General features: G+C 69.1%; 14 protein-coding genes. 4 read left to right on the top strand and 10 right to left on the bottom strand.

Annotated elements, in window-relative coordinates:
- Positions 1–41: 41 nt before the first annotated feature.
- The gene (locus ACH4YP_RS27460; protein ID WP_398493082.1) at positions 42–608 is read right to left on the bottom strand and encodes a hypothetical protein; all 567 of its coding nucleotides are present in this window, start codon (positions 606–608) and stop codon (positions 42–44) included.
- A gap of 226 nt (positions 609–834) precedes the next feature.
- Positions 835–1,461 (bottom strand): LuxR C-terminal-related transcriptional regulator, encoded by a 627-nt coding sequence (locus ACH4YP_RS27455; protein ID WP_398493081.1) that lies wholly within the window; start codon positions 1,459–1,461, stop codon positions 835–837.
- Between the two features lie 95 nt (positions 1,462–1,556).
- Between ACH4YP_RS27455 and ACH4YP_RS27450 the strand changes: the two genes are divergently transcribed.
- Complete coding sequence (locus ACH4YP_RS27450) at positions 1,557–2,252, top strand: L,D-transpeptidase family protein (protein ID WP_398493396.1); 696 nt, start codon at positions 1,557–1,559, stop codon at positions 2,250–2,252.
- 69 nt (positions 2,253–2,321) lie between these two features.
- Here ACH4YP_RS27450 and ACH4YP_RS27445 read toward each other — a convergent pair whose 3' ends face one another.
- The 4 genes from ACH4YP_RS27445 to ACH4YP_RS27430 are packed head-to-tail and all read right to left on the bottom strand — an operon-like array spanning position 2,322 to position 6,865.
- On the bottom strand, positions 2,322–3,524 hold the full coding sequence (locus tag ACH4YP_RS27445) for a Gfo/Idh/MocA family protein (protein ID WP_398493079.1): 1,203 nt from the start codon (positions 3,522–3,524) through the stop codon (positions 2,322–2,324).
- A gap of 41 nt (positions 3,525–3,565) precedes the next feature.
- Complete coding sequence (locus ACH4YP_RS27440) at positions 3,566–4,909, bottom strand: ABC transporter substrate-binding protein (RefSeq protein ID WP_398493078.1); 1,344 nt, start codon at positions 4,907–4,909, stop codon at positions 3,566–3,568.
- A 10-nt stretch (positions 4,910–4,919) separates the two neighbouring features.
- The gene (locus tag ACH4YP_RS27435) at positions 4,920–5,882 is read right to left on the bottom strand and encodes a carbohydrate ABC transporter permease (protein WP_398493076.1); all 963 of its coding nucleotides are present in this window, start codon (positions 5,880–5,882) and stop codon (positions 4,920–4,922) included.
- A 14-nt stretch (positions 5,883–5,896) separates the two neighbouring features.
- The gene (locus ACH4YP_RS27430) at positions 5,897–6,865 is read right to left on the bottom strand and encodes a carbohydrate ABC transporter permease (protein ID WP_398493074.1); all 969 of its coding nucleotides are present in this window, start codon (positions 6,863–6,865) and stop codon (positions 5,897–5,899) included.
- A 164-nt stretch (positions 6,866–7,029) separates the two neighbouring features.
- On the opposite strand from ACH4YP_RS27430, the gene ACH4YP_RS27425 reads away from it, so the two are divergent.
- Both ACH4YP_RS27425 and ACH4YP_RS27420 read left to right on the top strand, forming a co-directional pair.
- A complete protein-coding gene (locus tag ACH4YP_RS27425; protein ID WP_361057138.1) occupies positions 7,030–8,190 on the top strand; it encodes an ROK family transcriptional regulator in 1,161 nt (386 codons plus the stop codon).
- A gap of 123 nt (positions 8,191–8,313) precedes the next feature.
- A complete protein-coding gene (locus ACH4YP_RS27420; RefSeq protein ID WP_361057140.1) occupies positions 8,314–8,547 on the top strand; it encodes a hypothetical protein in 234 nt (77 codons plus the stop codon).
- Between the two features lie 30 nt (positions 8,548–8,577).
- Here the strand turns inward: ACH4YP_RS27420 and ACH4YP_RS27415 are convergent, their stop codons facing one another.
- The 4 genes from ACH4YP_RS27415 to ACH4YP_RS27400 form a co-directional block, all read right to left on the bottom strand.
- Complete coding sequence (locus tag ACH4YP_RS27415) at positions 8,578–9,405, bottom strand: carbohydrate ABC transporter permease (protein WP_361057143.1); 828 nt, start codon at positions 9,403–9,405, stop codon at positions 8,578–8,580.
- Complete coding sequence (locus ACH4YP_RS27410) at positions 9,402–10,238, bottom strand: carbohydrate ABC transporter permease (RefSeq protein WP_398493071.1); 837 nt, start codon at positions 10,236–10,238, stop codon at positions 9,402–9,404. The genes ACH4YP_RS27415 and ACH4YP_RS27410 overlap by 4 nt, the downstream gene beginning before the upstream one ends.
- Positions 10,239–10,335: 97 nt before the next feature.
- Positions 10,336–11,682, bottom strand: a complete 1,347-nt coding sequence (locus ACH4YP_RS27405) for an ABC transporter substrate-binding protein (protein WP_398493069.1) — start codon at positions 11,680–11,682, stop codon at positions 10,336–10,338.
- 70 nt (positions 11,683–11,752) lie between these two features.
- Positions 11,753–12,487, bottom strand: a complete 735-nt coding sequence (locus ACH4YP_RS27400) for a sugar isomerase domain-containing protein (protein WP_361057152.1) — start codon at positions 12,485–12,487, stop codon at positions 11,753–11,755.
- A gap of 198 nt (positions 12,488–12,685) precedes the next feature.
- Here ACH4YP_RS27400 and ACH4YP_RS27395 point away from each other — a divergent pair, with 198 nt between their 5' ends.
- Entirely contained in the window at positions 12,686–14,881 is a 2,196-nt protein-coding gene (locus ACH4YP_RS27395) for an alpha-N-acetylglucosaminidase (protein ID WP_398493067.1), read from the top strand.
- Positions 14,882–14,886 lie beyond the last annotated feature (5 nt).

Genomic DNA, 14,886 nt, shown 5'->3' with positions numbered 1-14,886 from the left:
TGCCCCTCGTCTGGCCGTCGTCCGCCCTCGTCTGCCTCTCGTCACCGTGAACGCCGCAGCACGCCCCGCTGCCGGGCGCCCCGGTCGGGCGGCGCCAGGATCTTCTCCGCCGCGGCGATGAACTGTCTTCGGGCGTCGATGAGGTCGCTGTCCGCCTGGCCGCTCTGCACGAGGCGGTCGTCGAGATCCAGCCGCATGCGCCAGACGTCCGCCTGCCGGACGGCCGCCGCGTGGACGGTGTCGGCCAGCTCTCCCATCGGCGCGGGGCCGGTGATGGCGACGTTCGTGGCCGCCCGGCCCAGCGCGCCCAGAGCGGCCATGGTCGGCTCCCACAGCCCCCGATGCTCGTCCTCGCTCCGCCATTCGAGAGCCACGCGGGCCTCGATGACGGCGTTGATGCTCTGCCGGAACGCCTCACACTCGTCGAGTACGGTCGCGAAGGCGGCACGCCGCTCGTCGCGCAGACGGTTCCGGACCTTGAAGGTCTCCTGCTGCTGTGCCTGTCGACGTGAGGACCTGGCATGGAGAAGCGGTCCGGTCAGCCCGGCGGTCAAGGTCCCTCCGATACCGAGGGCGGTCGCCCAGATGACCGTGTTGGCTTGGTCCATGCCGCACATCATGCATGCCACTACACCCGTCAATGGTTGAACTTGACCGATTGATACGGGAGTTGGGCCGCAGTAGTGCCTGTTCCGCTCATGTCGCCGTGGGAGTCGGCGGAGGGAAAGGGCTGGCGACGACCCCTGTGGGCGTCAGCCCGACGGGGTGCCACGGACCGGGTGTGGCGCCCGCCACAGAGGGCCGGGTGCGGCGCCCGTACGAGAAGCGCGCCCGTCACGAATCGGCCCGGCGCGACCCTCGGCGCGGAGGCCGCACGAGCCCGGACCGGTAGGCGAAGACGACCAGTTGGGCGCGGTCGCGGGCGCCCAGTTTCGTCTTGGCCCGCTGGATGTGGGTGCGTACGGTCAGCGGGCTGAGGAACAGTTCCGCCGCGATCTCGGTGTTGGACCTGCCGTCCGCGGCGAGGGCGTCATGGGCGCGGCGTTCCGTGGTGGCGGTGGACTTGGCCTCGTCGCCGGGCATGCCCATCCGCAGATCCATCGCCGGTACGGCGAGTGCGCCCAACCCGACGACCGAGACGATCAGCATGGGCACAGGCCGGCGCAGGACGAACCGGGCCCAGCGGGCGCCCAGGTTCTCCGCCTCGCCGATGGCCGAGCGGTTCGCCGCCGAGGTGCCCTTCTGGCCGTCCGGTGCGACGAAGACGAACCGGGCGTCCGCCCCGTCCGCCTCGGTCCCGGGGAACCGCTCGTTGATGAGGGTGAACGCCTTCTGGGCCTCGATCCCCGGCATCGACGACGAGTCGTCGGGAGGGTCGGCGACGCTGAGGGCTCCGAAGGTGACAACGCCCAGGACCGCCACCCACAGCAGCCCGAAGTACTCCACGGCGCGGAATGTCATCGTTTCGTCTCAGCCCGGCCGGCCCTACAACCGATGTCCCCCGGCGAAGGTCTAGCTGGCACAGATTGACCGGAACGGAAGAGAAGGGCCTGATCATGGGGGACATACGCAGACGGGCAGCCGTCGTACTGGGGGTCACCGGACTGGTGGCGCCGCTGGCCGTCGCGCTGGGCGCGGCTCCCGCCCAGGCGGCGAGCTGCACCACGCAGACCGGCCCGTACCAGAAGAAGGTCGAGAAGTTCCTCGGCCGGCCGGTGGACGGCAGGCAGTCGGCCGCCGACTGCAAGGCGATCAAGGCCTTCCAGACCAAGCACGGAATCACCCCGAACATCGGCTACGCCGGGTCCGTCACGTGGGGCGTCATGGACCTGATGACCAAGCAGAAGGCCGTCGGGAAGAACCCCAACAAGGACGGCAAGTGCCCGGTCAACAAAGGCCGCGTCGCCTGTGTGAACCTCACGCTCCAGCTCAGCTGGATCCAGGACGGCAAGACCCTCGTGTACGGTCCGGTGCCGGTCCGCACGGGCCGCAACGGGTACGAGACCCGCACCGGTCTGACGAAGATCTACTGGCGGAACATCGACCACGTCTCGACCATCTACGACGTGCCCATGCCCTACAGCCAGTTCTTCGACGGCGGCCAGGCCTTCCACTCGGTCGGCGTGAGCATGTGGAACCCGCCCGGCTCGCACGGCTGCGTCAACATGACGAAGACGGACGCCAAGAAGTACTGGTCGCTCCTGAAGAAGAACGACGACGTCTACGTGTACGGCCGCAAGCCGGGCACCTGACCGGGCCGGTCAGGAGGACCCGGGGGCCGGTCCGGCCGCTCCTGAGAACGGCCGGACCGAGCAGAAACGTCACGCCTCGGGCGCGTCCCCGAAGTCCGGGATCTCCAGCCTCGCTCCGCCCTGCCGCGCCGAGTCGTGCGCCACGATGCCCGGCAGGGTGTAGCGGGCGGCGACCCACGCGTTCACCGACGGCAGTGTGCGCGTGTTCACCGCGGTGACGAAGTCGTCCACCAGGAAGTGGTGGCTCCCCTCGTGCCCGTTGTGCAGGTTGTCGAACTCCCGGGGCAGCCGCGCCCGGTCGTGCACCGGCGCCGAGCCGGAGGTGAAGGCGGCCCGCAGATCCGGCGCGATGTGCTGGAGCGACGGGTCGTCCGGAGACATGGTGGGCTTGGGCTCAAGGAGCTCGCTGATGTCCTTCACCCCCTTCTTGTCCTGCCAGAAGGCCACCGTCGCGAGCTGCTCCATGCTGGCGTCCGTCCCGAAGAACCGGAATCGCGACTCCCGGATCTGCGAGGGATAGCCCACCCGCCGGAACTCGTTCGTACGGAACGAGCCGCCGCCCGCGACCTCGAACAGCGCCGTCGCGTTCGAGAAGTCGTTGCCGAACTGGCTGACGTCCTCGTCGAAGACCCCGTCCCCGCGATCGTCCTTGACCCCGATCGCGGACACGCTCACGGCGTGCGTCCGCCAGGCGCCGAGGACACCGCCCACCGAGTGCGTGGGGTAGAGCAGCGGGGGATAGCTGGCCGTCGCCTTCCAGTTCTCGCCGCCGCTGTACTGATAGGCCTCGTAGAACCCGAGGTCCATGTCGTGCAGATAGTCGCCCTCGGCGTAGAAGAGCCGCCCGAACGCCCCGTCGGCGATCTGGTTGCGGGCGTGCACGGTCGCCGGGTTGTACTCGCTGGTCTCACCCATCATGTACGTCAGGCCGGTGGCCCGTACCGCGTCGATGATCGCCGCGATCTCCTCGCGGGTGATCGCCATGGGCACCGCCGAGTAGACGTGCTTGCCGGCGTTCAGGCCCTGGAGCACCAGCGGGCCGTGGGTCCAGCGCTGGGTGAAGATCGCGACGGCGTCGATCGCCTCCGACTCCAGCATCGCCTCGTACGAGGGGAAGGTTCCCGACAGCCCTTCGGCGGCGGCCAGTTGCTCCGCTCGCTCGGGCAGGAGATCCGTCACGTGGACCTCGCCGACGCCCGGGTGGGCAAGAAACAGCTTCGCGAACTGGCCGGAGAACTGGCCGGCGCCGACGATGCCGAGGGAGAACGTCATGGAGTGTGTGCCTTTCACTGTCCGGGTCACTGTCCGGGGGTTCACTGTCCGAGGATGAAGTTGATCTGGTCGTTGACCTTGTCGAGGCTGCTCACCGGCTTGCCGTTGCCGTAGACGTCCTCCATGGCGGGATGCATGAGGGCGTACACGTCGGCCGCGTAGTTGGTGATCGGGTACGAGAAGGTCCGGAAGTCCTTCTTGTCGGCCACGGGCCCGGTGAATGCCGAGACGTCGAGGCTCTTCTTCTTGTACGCGGCGACGGCGGCCCGGGTGCCGGCGGGCGTGGCCGGGAAGACGATGCCGAACTTGCCGACGACGGTCTGGCACGCGTCGGAGGCGAGGTACGCCACCCACTTCTTGGCGCCCGCCTTGTTGTGGGCGTTCTTCGTGACGGAGTCGGCGAGGCCGTTCATCATCGTGGCGCGCTTGCCCGTCGGCCCCGACGGCGTAACGGCCGTGGCCGTGTCCATGCCCTTGAAGCCGGCGTAGGTGGAGATCATCCAGGCGCCGTCGAAGGAGGTGGCGGCCTTGCCCGAGGCGACCTGGGCGTTGGACTGGTTGGACTGGATGTTGTAGTCGGTGAAGGGGGCCATGTAGCCCTTCTTCGCCAGGCCGAAGTACCACTTGATCGTGGACTGGAAGGTCTTGCTGTCGTACCGGTAGTCCTTGCCCCACCGTGCCTTGTCGGTGTAGCTCCAGTCGGTCGAGCCGGTGAAGGGGCTCCACTGGGTCTGCCCGTCGCCGTCTCCGCCGCCGTTGCTGGCCAGCCCGTACACCTTGACGTTGTTCTTGTCGAAGCCCGGCTCGTCACCGCGCTTGCCGTTCTTGTCGACGGTCAGGTGGGCGATGGCCTTCTCGAAGGTGCCGCCGTTCTTCGGGTTCCAGGAGAGGGCGTTGAGCTGCTCGGCGGTGAGCCCCGCGTCCTTCGCCATCTTCTGGTTGTAGAAGAGCGCGACGGTGTCCCAGTCCTTGGGGGCGCCGTAGCGGTGGCCGTCCTGGCCGACCCAGTTGGCGGCGAGCCCCGGCTGGTAGTCGGCGTCCTTGATGTCCAGGTCGTCCAGCGGTTCCAGCACCTTCAGATCGACGAACTGGCCGAACTTCTGTATGTGGTCGGTGAACACGTCCGGCTGGGTGCCCGCGATGAAGCCGGCGGTGAGCTTGGTCCAGTAGTCGTTCCACCCCAACTGGGTGATCCTGACCTTCAGTCCGGGGTTCTCCTTCTCGAACCCCTTGGCACAGGCCTGGTAGGCGGGCAGTTGGTTGGAGTCCCACAGCCAGTACGTCACCGTGTTCGAGGACGACCCGGTGGAGTCGCCGTTCGCGCAGCCGGACGCCAGGGACAGCGTCAGCGCCCCGGTCAGCGCGGTCAGCGTACGAAGTCGCATCAGAGTTCCCTCACTTGATCCCGGTGAAGCCGATGGAGCTGACGATGCGACGGGCGAAGACGCCGAAGAGCACCAGCATGGGGAGCGCGGCGATCAGGGTCGCCGCCATCAGCCCCGACCAGTCGGTACCGGTCGCCGGGGTCTGCGCCCGGAACACCGCCAGCGCCACGGTAAGAACGCGCGAGCTGTCGCTGTACGACACCATCAGCGGCCAGAAGTAGTCGTTCCACGAGGTGATGTACGTCAGCACGGAGAGCGTGATGATCGGCGTGGACGCCATCGGCAGGATCAGCCGGAAGAAGACCCTGATCTTTCCGGCGCCGTCGAGCAGTGCCGCCTCCTCGATCTCGCGGGGCACGTTCATGAAGAACTGCCGCAGGAAGAAGACCGCGAACGGCGTCATGAAGAGCGTGGGCAGCGCGATGCCGAACAGCGTGTCCACCAGGTGGAGTTGCTTGATCAGCACGAAGTTCGGCAGCAGCGTGAAGATGGTCGGCACCATCAGCCCTGCCAGGAACAGGCCGAACACCCTGTCCCGGCCGCGCCAGCGCAGCCGTGCGAAGGCGTACGCGGCCATCGCGGAGAAGAAGATCTGGCAGCCGGTGATCAGGGTGGAGACGATCGTCGAGTTGAGCAGATAGCGCCAGAAGTCGAGCCCGCCGCCCGCTCCGCCCTGCGCGATCGCCTCCTCGGCGGACTGCAGACCGAGGGCCCGCTCGAAGCCGCTGGTGGTGAGGTCGACCGGCAGCGGGTTGGTGGGGTCGGTGTTGAGCCCGGCGTTGGTGGACAGCGCGGTGCGCAGGATCCAGTAGAACGGCAGCAGGGTGACGAGGACGATCAGGCCCATCGCGGTCCAGGCCACGGCCCGCCCGAGGGTGAGCCTGCGCCGGGCCGGTCGTACGCCGGTCGTTGTTGCCGGCGGTGTCGGCGTTGGTGTCGGCGGTGGTGTCGGCGGTGTTGTCACGGCAGCCACGGTGACTCCTTTCCTCAGCCGAGGTCGGTGTGACCGGCTCGGGTGAGCCGGTACTGGAGGATGGTGATCGCGCTCAGTACGACCAGCAGGGCGACGGACATGGCCGAGGCATAGCCGAACTGGAAGCGGCCGAAGGCGGAGCCGTAGATGTAGAACTGCAGGACGTTGGTGGCGTTCGCCGGACCGCCCGCGGTGGTCACCGCGACGGTGTCGAAGACCTGGAACGAACCGATCACGGTCATGATCAGCACCACCGCCAGGACCGGCCGCAGCAGCGGCATGGTGATCCGCCAGAACATCCGCCACTCGCTCGCGCCGTCGACCTTGGCCGCCTCGTACATGTCGCCCGGGATCGCCTGGAGCCCGGCGAAGAGGAGGAGTGCGGTGTAGCCGACGTGCCGCCAGACGTTGATCAGCGCGATGGTGGGTATCGCCCAGGTCTCGTCGGCCAGGAAGGGTATGCGGTCGATGCCGAGGCCGCTGATGATCTCGTTGCCGATGCCGAGCTGGGTGTCGAGGATCCACAGCCAGACGAGACCGGCGACGACGTTCGACATCAGATACGGCGTGAGCACGATGCCCCGCAGCATGGCCGACTGGGTGAGCCGCTGGAGCAGCACCGCGATGGCGAGGGCCGCGACCGTCTGGATCCCGATGTTGAGGACGACGTACTCGACGGTGACCTTGAGCGACTCCCAGAAGATGGGGTCGTGGATCATCCGGTCGTAGTTGTCGAGGCCCACCCACTCCGCCGGGGTCAGCAGATTGAAGCGGGTGAAGCTCAGATAGATTCCCCGCAGCGTCGGCCACAGCAGGAAGACCAGGAAGCCCAGCATGGCCGGAGCGATGAACAGGGCCGCGAGGGCGCCGTCACCACGTCCGCCACCGTCACGTTCTCGTTTCTCGCGGGTTCTCGGCTTCGGCTGTGTCCCCTCGATGTCGCGCGATGGCAGACGCGACGGAGGGCTGGAGGCGACGGTCATCAGGAGACTCCCTCGTCTGCGGCTCGTCCTCGGGCCCCACTTACTTTTGGGCCGAAAGAATCCAGCCGTCAAGGGGTGTGCGCAGATCTTTTGCTGAGAGGGTTAGACGGCATAGGGTGGTGTCATTACTTCTGTGTCGAAAGAAATCATGTGGGGGTTCAGTCATGACCGCACGTGCCGACAGCTGGCTGCCGCTCAGTCCCGGTGAGCGTGCCGTCGCCATCGAGGTGCTCACGCACGGCCCCCTGTCGCGCAGCGACATCGCCCGCCGCCTCGACCTCTCCGCGGGCAGCCTCACCCGGCTGACGAAGCCGCTCATCGAGTCCGGTCTGCTGATCGAGGTCCCCGACGGCGCCGCGCTCGTCGAGGTGCGCCAGGGCCGCCCGTCCCAGCCCCTCGACATCGTCGCCGAGTCCCGCACCTTCGCCGGGTTCAAGATCACCCAGGACATGGTGTACGGCGTCGTCACCACCCTCAAGAGCGATATCGTCGCCCGCCGCGACCTGCCCCTCACCAGCAATGACCCGGCCCATGTCGTGGACGTACTGGGGGAGCTGACCGGCGCGTTCGCACGTGACTTCCCCGGCCTCGCCGGCATCGGCATCGGCCTGGGCGGCCGCGCCTCGGACCGGTCCGTCGTAGACGAGTCGGCCTTCCTCGGCTGGCGCGACGTCCCGCTGGCCCGGCTCGTCGAGGAGCGCACCGGGCTGCCCGCCGTCGTGGACAACGACGTGGCCGCGCTCGTCGAGGCCGAGCGGTGGTTCGGCGCGGGCCGCGGCCTGGAGCGGTTCGCGGTGCTCACCATCGGCGCGGGAATCGGCTACGGGCTGGTGAGCGGCGGCAAGCGGATCGTGACCGCCGAGGACGGACTGGGTGTCGGCCGCTTCTGGATCGTGAACCCCAACGGCCCGCTCACCCCCGACGGGGAGCGCGGCAGCGCCATCTCCCTGCTGACCATCCCCAGCATCCGCTACCAGATCCAGGCCGCCACCGGCCGCGACATCACGTACGACGAGATCCTCGCCCTGGCCGCCGAGGGTGAGCCCATGGCGGCCCGCGTCGTGGAGGAGGCGGCCCGCGCCCTGGGCACCCTCGTCGCGCAGATCGCCAACTTCGCCATTCCCGAGAAGATCGTTCTGGCCGGCGAGGGTGTGGGCCTGGTCGACGTGGCGGGACCCGCCGTCGAGGAGGCCGTCCTCGCCAACCGCCACCCGAACGCGGAGCCGGTCAATCTGGAGACCAAGGTGTCCGACTTCCACGACTGGGCGCGGGGCGGCGCTGTACTGGCGATCCAGGTGCTCGTCCTCGGCGCGGGGGCGGCCTGACCTGGCTGTGGAACGGCCACCGACAGGTCCATTGGAGGGTTGCCGGACATGGCCATGGAACGGCTACCGGTAAGTAGTCCTACTGACAGTGACTCCTCACATGGTCTTCACGTCGGGCCCCGTATGATTCACGCCATGTCCACCACTCACCGTCGTGCGTCGGTCGCGCCGAAGCGATCCGCCGCCGAGGTCAACGAGGAGATCCGAGCCCTGTGGCTGCGGAGCGGTGGGACGCTGAGCGGCGAACAGCGGCGGGTGTACCAGCGGCTCGTCCTGGAGTGGGCGGCGGCCTCTCCGCGCGCCCACTCGCACACGGAGCGCACCCCTTCGCACACGGACTCGTCGAAGGCCGCCTGACCCGGCGAGCCGCCTCCCGAGCGCCGCGCGTCAGCCCTTCATCGCCCCCTGGAGCAGCCCCGCGATGAAGCTGCGCTGGAAGATCACGAAGAGGATCAGGATCGGCAGCATCACGATGATCGTCCCCGCCGCCAGGGTGGGGATGTCCGTGCTGTTCTGACCGACGAAGAAGCCCAGGCCCGCGGGCGCCGTGTGCTTGGTCGTGTCCTGGATGAGCACCAGCACCAGCAGGAACTGGTTCCACGACCACATGAAGACCAGCAGCCCGAGCGTCATCAGGGACGGCCGGGCCAGCGGAAGCAGAATCCTCAGCAGGATCGTCGCCGACGAGGCACCGTCGATCCGGGCCGCCTCCACCAGCGACGGCGGGGTCGACTGGAAGTGGGTCCGCATCCAGAACACGCTGAACGGCATGAACAGAGCGATCTCCACCAGGATCACGCCCAGGTACGAATTGGTCAGACCGAGGCTCCGCAGGTCGAAGTAGAGCGGGACCACGATCAGTTCGACCGGGATGGTGAGCCCGGCGATGAAGAACGCCGCGACCGCGTTGCCGCCCGGGAGCTTCATCGTGCCGAGTGCGTAACCCGCCAGCGCCGCCAGGACCAGGGAGGCGGGGACCACACCGACCGCGATGGTGAGGCTGTGCTGGATCAGGTCGGAGAACCCGGCCACCGACCAGGCCTGCTCGTAGTTGTCCCAGCTCCACCGCTCCGGCCAGGTCAGGCCCACCACCGGCGTGCCCGCGGGCTGCAGGGAGGCGAGGAAGACACTGAGGAACGGGATCACGACGGCGATCGCCATGACCGTCAGCAGCGCGTAACCCGACCAGCGTTCCGAGCGCGTGGCGGTGTTCATGACTCCGACCTCGACAGACGGTTGATGAGGTAGACGATCCCGAGTATCAGACAGCCGAGGACGACGGCCAGGGCCGCGGCGAGCCCCACCTTGCCCTCGGAGAACGCCAGCCGGTACACGAGCAGGCCCGGGACCGTCGTCTGCTCACCGGGCCCGCCGTTCGTCGTCACGTACACGATGTCGAAACTGGCGAGCGCGGCCACCGTGGTCACGGTCATCGCGACGGCGAGCTCGCCGCGCAGGTGGGGCAGGGTGACGGAGACGAACTCCCGGACGGGACCCGCCCCGTCGAGCCGGGCCGCCTCGTACAGGCTGGGATCCACCTTCTGGACGCCGCTGAGGAAGAGCATCATGCACAGCCCGCTCAGCACCCAGGTGCCGACCAGGCCCACGGCGATCAGCGCGGCGCCGAAGTCGCCCAGCCATGCCCGGGTCACCCCGTCCAGACCGACCGCCCGGAACGTCTGGTTCACCAGCCCGTCGTCCCCGTACAGCCAGCGCCAGGTCACGCCGACGGCGACGAGCGGGACGACCTGCGGCAGCATGAACAGGAAGCGGTACGCCCCCATCCCGGGCCGCCGGAAACGGGCCAGCAGGCCCGTCATCGCAAGGCCGACCACGATGGGAATGAAGGAGAAGAACACCACCAGCACCAGGGCGTTGAGCACGGACCGGCGCAGGATGGGGTCCTGGAGGATCTCCTGGTAGTTGCCGAGGCCGACCCAGTCGCCCAGCGTGACCCCGTCCCATTCGAACAGCGAGAGATACGCCGTGTGCAGGGCGGGCAGCACCGCGAAGCAGAAGTAGACGGCGAACGCGGGCAGTACGTACACGTAGCCGCGATACGAGCTGCGCCTGCGGGGGCCGGGCGATTGGACCGGGGCGGTCGGCGATGGAACCCGGACGTCCGGCGGCTGTTGTACCGGCGGCCTACTCGGCATGGTGTTCCTCCCACTCGTCCTGAAGTGAGTCGAGGTAGTCCGAGGGATCTATGCGGTTCGCGATGAGTTTCTGGACGCCGGAGCGCAGCCGGTCGAGCATGGCGGGGGCGGCGAAGTCGGGGAACGTCGTGATGCCGTCGTCGGCGACCGCCCTGCGGTGACCCTCCGCGATGTCGGCGAGTACGCCTTCCGGCTTCTTCACGGCGTCGGGGTTGGGCGGCATGAAGCCGTTGTCGCTGATGATCTGGCCGGCCTCGGGAGTGGTCAGGAAGTCGAGGAACGCGCCTGCCGCCTCGGGGTGTTCGGTCCTGGACGCGACGGCGTAGGAGACGCTGAAGCCCGAGGCCACGGTGGGGGCGGAGGTCTGTTCGCCCGGCATCGGGAAGAAGCCCACGTTGTCTCCCATGACGGTCGCCAACTGCCCTGCCGCCCAGTTGCCGTTGATGAGGAAGACACTGTCGCCCTTGGCGAACTGGGCGGTGGAGTCGACCTGCGCGGTGCCGTTCGCGGAGTCGTTGTAGTAGCCCTTGCGGCCCCAGTCGATGACGAGCTTGCTCGCCGTGACGGCGGCCGGCGTCTCGATGGTGGCGCCCTTGGTGCCGTTGACCCAGTCCCAGTAGTCGTCCGTCGGCATCAGCTGGTTGAGGAGCGCGGCCCACAGGTGCAGGCCGCCGGAGTCGAGCGCGCCGACACCGAGCGGCGTCAGGTCGGCGTCCTTGGCCGCGGCGAGCTGGTCCTCGAACTCCGCCACCGTCTTGGGCGGCCCGTCGATCCCGGCCTTCTTCGCGAGCTCCTTGTTGTAGTAGATGCCGGTCATCGACAGACCGGCCGGAACCCCGAACAGGGCACGCCCGCCGGTGGCCTCACTGGTCTGACCCGCCGTCAACTGGTCGAGACTGACCGGGGGAATGGCCTTGTCCCAGCCGTACGCCTCCCGATAGGGCGCCAGGTCGAGGATGTGGCCGTCCGCCGCGAGATCGGTCATGCCGACCGCGTACTGCGCGATGTCGGGGGCGGTGTCGGACGTCATGGTGAGCTTCAGGTTCTGGACGTAGTCCGAGAACGTCTTGTACTGCGGCTCGACACTGATGTTGGGGTGTTCCTTCTCGAACGCGGCGATCAGCGCGTCGACCATCAAGGGGGCGTCGGCGAACTGCAGACGCAGGGTGATGTCCCCGTCCGGCACGGCGGTCGACGACGGCACACTGCGCGGACCCGGCACCGCGGCCGCGCTCCCGGGGGTCAGCGCGTCGCAGGCGGTGAGCGGCAGCACGAGGGCGGCGGCACAGACCGTCGCCGCGACGCGGCGGCGCACCCGGTGTGTCCTCTCCATCATCGGCCTCCTTGCGTAATCTCGGCGTCTCGGCGTCTCGGCGTCTCGGCGTCTGGGTGTGAGGGTCGGTGCGTCAGCCCCGTGGGCAGCGGTCCCTGATCTTCTCCAGCAGGGCGTTGTTGTGGCGCTCGGCGTCTCCGCCGGTGTTCTGGCTGACGATCAACGGCGGTTCCTGGCCGTGGAGTTCGACGAGCAGTTCGGCGGCCCGGCAGGTGAGGGCGTTGACGATCGCCGCCCCGACGACGGTCGACAGGGCCCCCACGGTGAGGTCGCCCAGCGGCACCACCGCGTCACCCGGGCGGCCGTGCGTGTCGATGACGATGTCGGCCACGTCGAGCAGACGCCGCCCGTCGACATGCCGGGACTCGGCGCCCAGCGAATGGGCCCGGCTGGTGACGGCGACGACGGTCGCCCCCAATGCGCGGGCACCCAGGGCGAATTCGACCGGCACGGCGTTGATGCCGGAGTTGGAGACGACGACCACCACCTCGCCGTCCCGGATGTCCGCCGTGCTCAGGATCGCCGCCGCGTAGCCGCCGACCCGCTCGGCCGCGCCCGCGTGGCGAGGGGCGGCGGGGGACAGCGCCGGGTCGGCGATCACATTGACCGGCGCGAGGCCACCCGCGCGCAACAGCGGTTCGATCGCGACGAGTTGAGAGTGGCCGCTGCCGAAGTAGTGGACGACACCTCCGGCGGCGATGCTGTCCGCGATGGCACCGGCGGCGCGCTCGATGGCGGGCCGCTCGGCGGTGGCCAGCGCGGTGAGGTTCTCCTGGAGAGCGGCGAAGTAGGCGAGATCGGCGTTCATCGTGTCGAGACCACCTGGGGTGTCGAGCGGGAGCCGGTTGCTTGGCTGCTGGGGCCGTCCGCGTGACCGCGGGCGCCCGTCTGCGTGGCTGTGGACCGTACCAGAGGGCCGTGCGGCTGCCCAGTCCTCCGGACAAGTGTGCTGTCACAACAGCTTTGTTCCTTGACCGCCCCGCACACCCGCCCTAACCTGAGCCGCATGTGGTACGGACCACAGGCGTCGGAGAATCAGCCTGCCCGACAACTTCTCCAGCGGCTCCTCGGGGACAGAGCCGCGGAGTTCACCGCCGACGTCGTGCCCGCAGGGGGCGGGCACGACGTCGGCAGCCCCGACTGGTTCGAGGTCGACGCCGGACCGGGCGGGGTCGCACTGCGCGGGTCCAGCGGCGTCGCGGTCGCCTCGGCGCTGCGCTGGTATCTGCGAACCGCCTGCCGGACACAGATCACCTGGGACGCCCCGGTGCCCCGGCTGCCGGACCGCCTGCCCCGCACCGGCACGGCCGCCCGGACGACCTCCCCCTACCTCCACCGCTACCACTTCAACGTCTGCACCTTCGGCTACACCACGGCGTTCTGGGACTGGGCGCGCTGGGAGCGCCACATCGACTGGATGGCGCTGCACGGCGTGACCACACCGCTGGCGATGACCGGCGCGGAGGCCGCCTGGCAACAGGCCCTCCTGCGCACCGGCCTTGACGACGAGACCGCCCGGCGCTTCCTCGGCGGCCCTGCGTACCTCCCGTGGAACTGGCTCGCCTCGCTCGACAGTTGGTGCGGACCACTGCCGCAGAGCTGGATCGACGGCCACGCGGACCTGGGCCGCCGCATCCTGGACCGGGAGCGGGCGCTCGGCATGCGCCCGGTCCTCCAGGGCTTCTCCGGCCATGTGCCCCGCGAACTGATCGCGGACCGGGGTGCCCGCTCGACGACCCTGCCCTGGTGGGACTTCGAGGTCGGAGTCCTGGACCCGCGCGACCCGCTGTTCGAGGAGTTCGGCACCGCGCTGCTGACCGAGCAGACCCGCCTGTTCGGCACCGACCACCTCTACGCGGCCGATCCCTTCATCGAGACGGTTCCGCCGGTGACCGACCCCGCCGACATCGCCCGGGTCGCGCGAGCCGTGCACGGCGCCATGACCGCGGTCGACGACGAGGCCACCTGGGTGCTCCAGGCATGGCCCTTCTCCTACCGCGCCGACTACTGGACGCCGGACCGGACCCGGGCCTTCCTCGACGCCATCCCGGACGACCGCATGCTGATCCTGGACCTGTGGGCCGAGCACAAGCCGGTCTGGCGGCAGACCGACGGCTACCGGGGAAAACCCTGGGTGTGGTGCATGCTCCACAGCCTGGGCGGACGGCCCGGGCTCTACGGCAGACTGGACGAGATCGCCGTCGGCCCCGCCGAGGCGAGCGCCGACGCACGAGGCGGTTCGCTCTCCGGCGTCGGTGCGAGCATGGAGGCCTTCGGCGGCGACCCGGTCCTGTACGAGCTACTGGCCGACGTCGCCTGGAACGGCTCGGTCAAGGACGTACGAGCGTGGCTGGAGAACTGGGCGGAGGCCCGGTACGGACGCCGCACTCCCGGCCTGCTGCGCGCCTGGGAACTGCTCCACGCCACCGTCTACGACGCGGACGGCCCCGGACCACCGGGGTCGGTCGTCGTCTGCCGTCCCACGCTGGAGGGCGACCTGCGCCCGAAACTCCCGGTGCACCTCGCGGCGCCACCCTCACCCACCGTGCCACCCGGTCTGGCCGAGGCGTGGAGGCTCCTGGCCGCCGAGGCGACGGAGGAGGACAGCGCGGGCCCGCTCGGCCGGGACCTCTGCGACGTCACCGCGCAGGTGCTCACCCACGTGGCGTGCGACCAGCAGCGACGGGCGGCGGACGCGGCCCTGGCACGGGACACCGACCGCTTCCGCGTCGCCGCCACCGAACTGCTCACCACCGTCGAGGACCTGGACGCACTGCTGGCCACCCGCCCCGAGTACCGGCTGAACACCTGGCTCGCCGAAGCCGTCGGCTGGGCATCCACCCCTGCCGAGGCCGAGCTGTACGAGGCCAACGCGCGACGCGTCCTCACGGTCTGGGGACACTCCCGCAGCGAGCTGCACGACTACTCGGGCCGGCACTGGGCCGGCCTGGTCGGTTCGTTCTACCTCCCGCGCTGGCGACGCTGGTGCGAGCACATCGCCCGGGCACTGGAGACCGGATCCCCTTACCGGACCCAGGAGTTCGAGGCGTCCCTGATCGAATGGGAGGAATGCTGGACCGCCGAACGGAGTGACTCGACCACTGAACGGAGTGAGAACGCGACACCCGGCGCGGACACCGCCGGGGCGACCCTGGACGTGGTGCGTACGCTGATGCCCCGTTACCGCGCCTCTCGGGGTTAGCGGAC

The organism is Streptomyces sp. NPDC020747 (assembly GCF_044334695.1).
In the GTDB taxonomy this organism is placed as follows: Bacteria; Actinomycetota; Actinomycetes; order Streptomycetales; family Streptomycetaceae; genus Streptomyces.
This window is presented reverse-complemented; position numbering and strand designations above follow the sequence as displayed.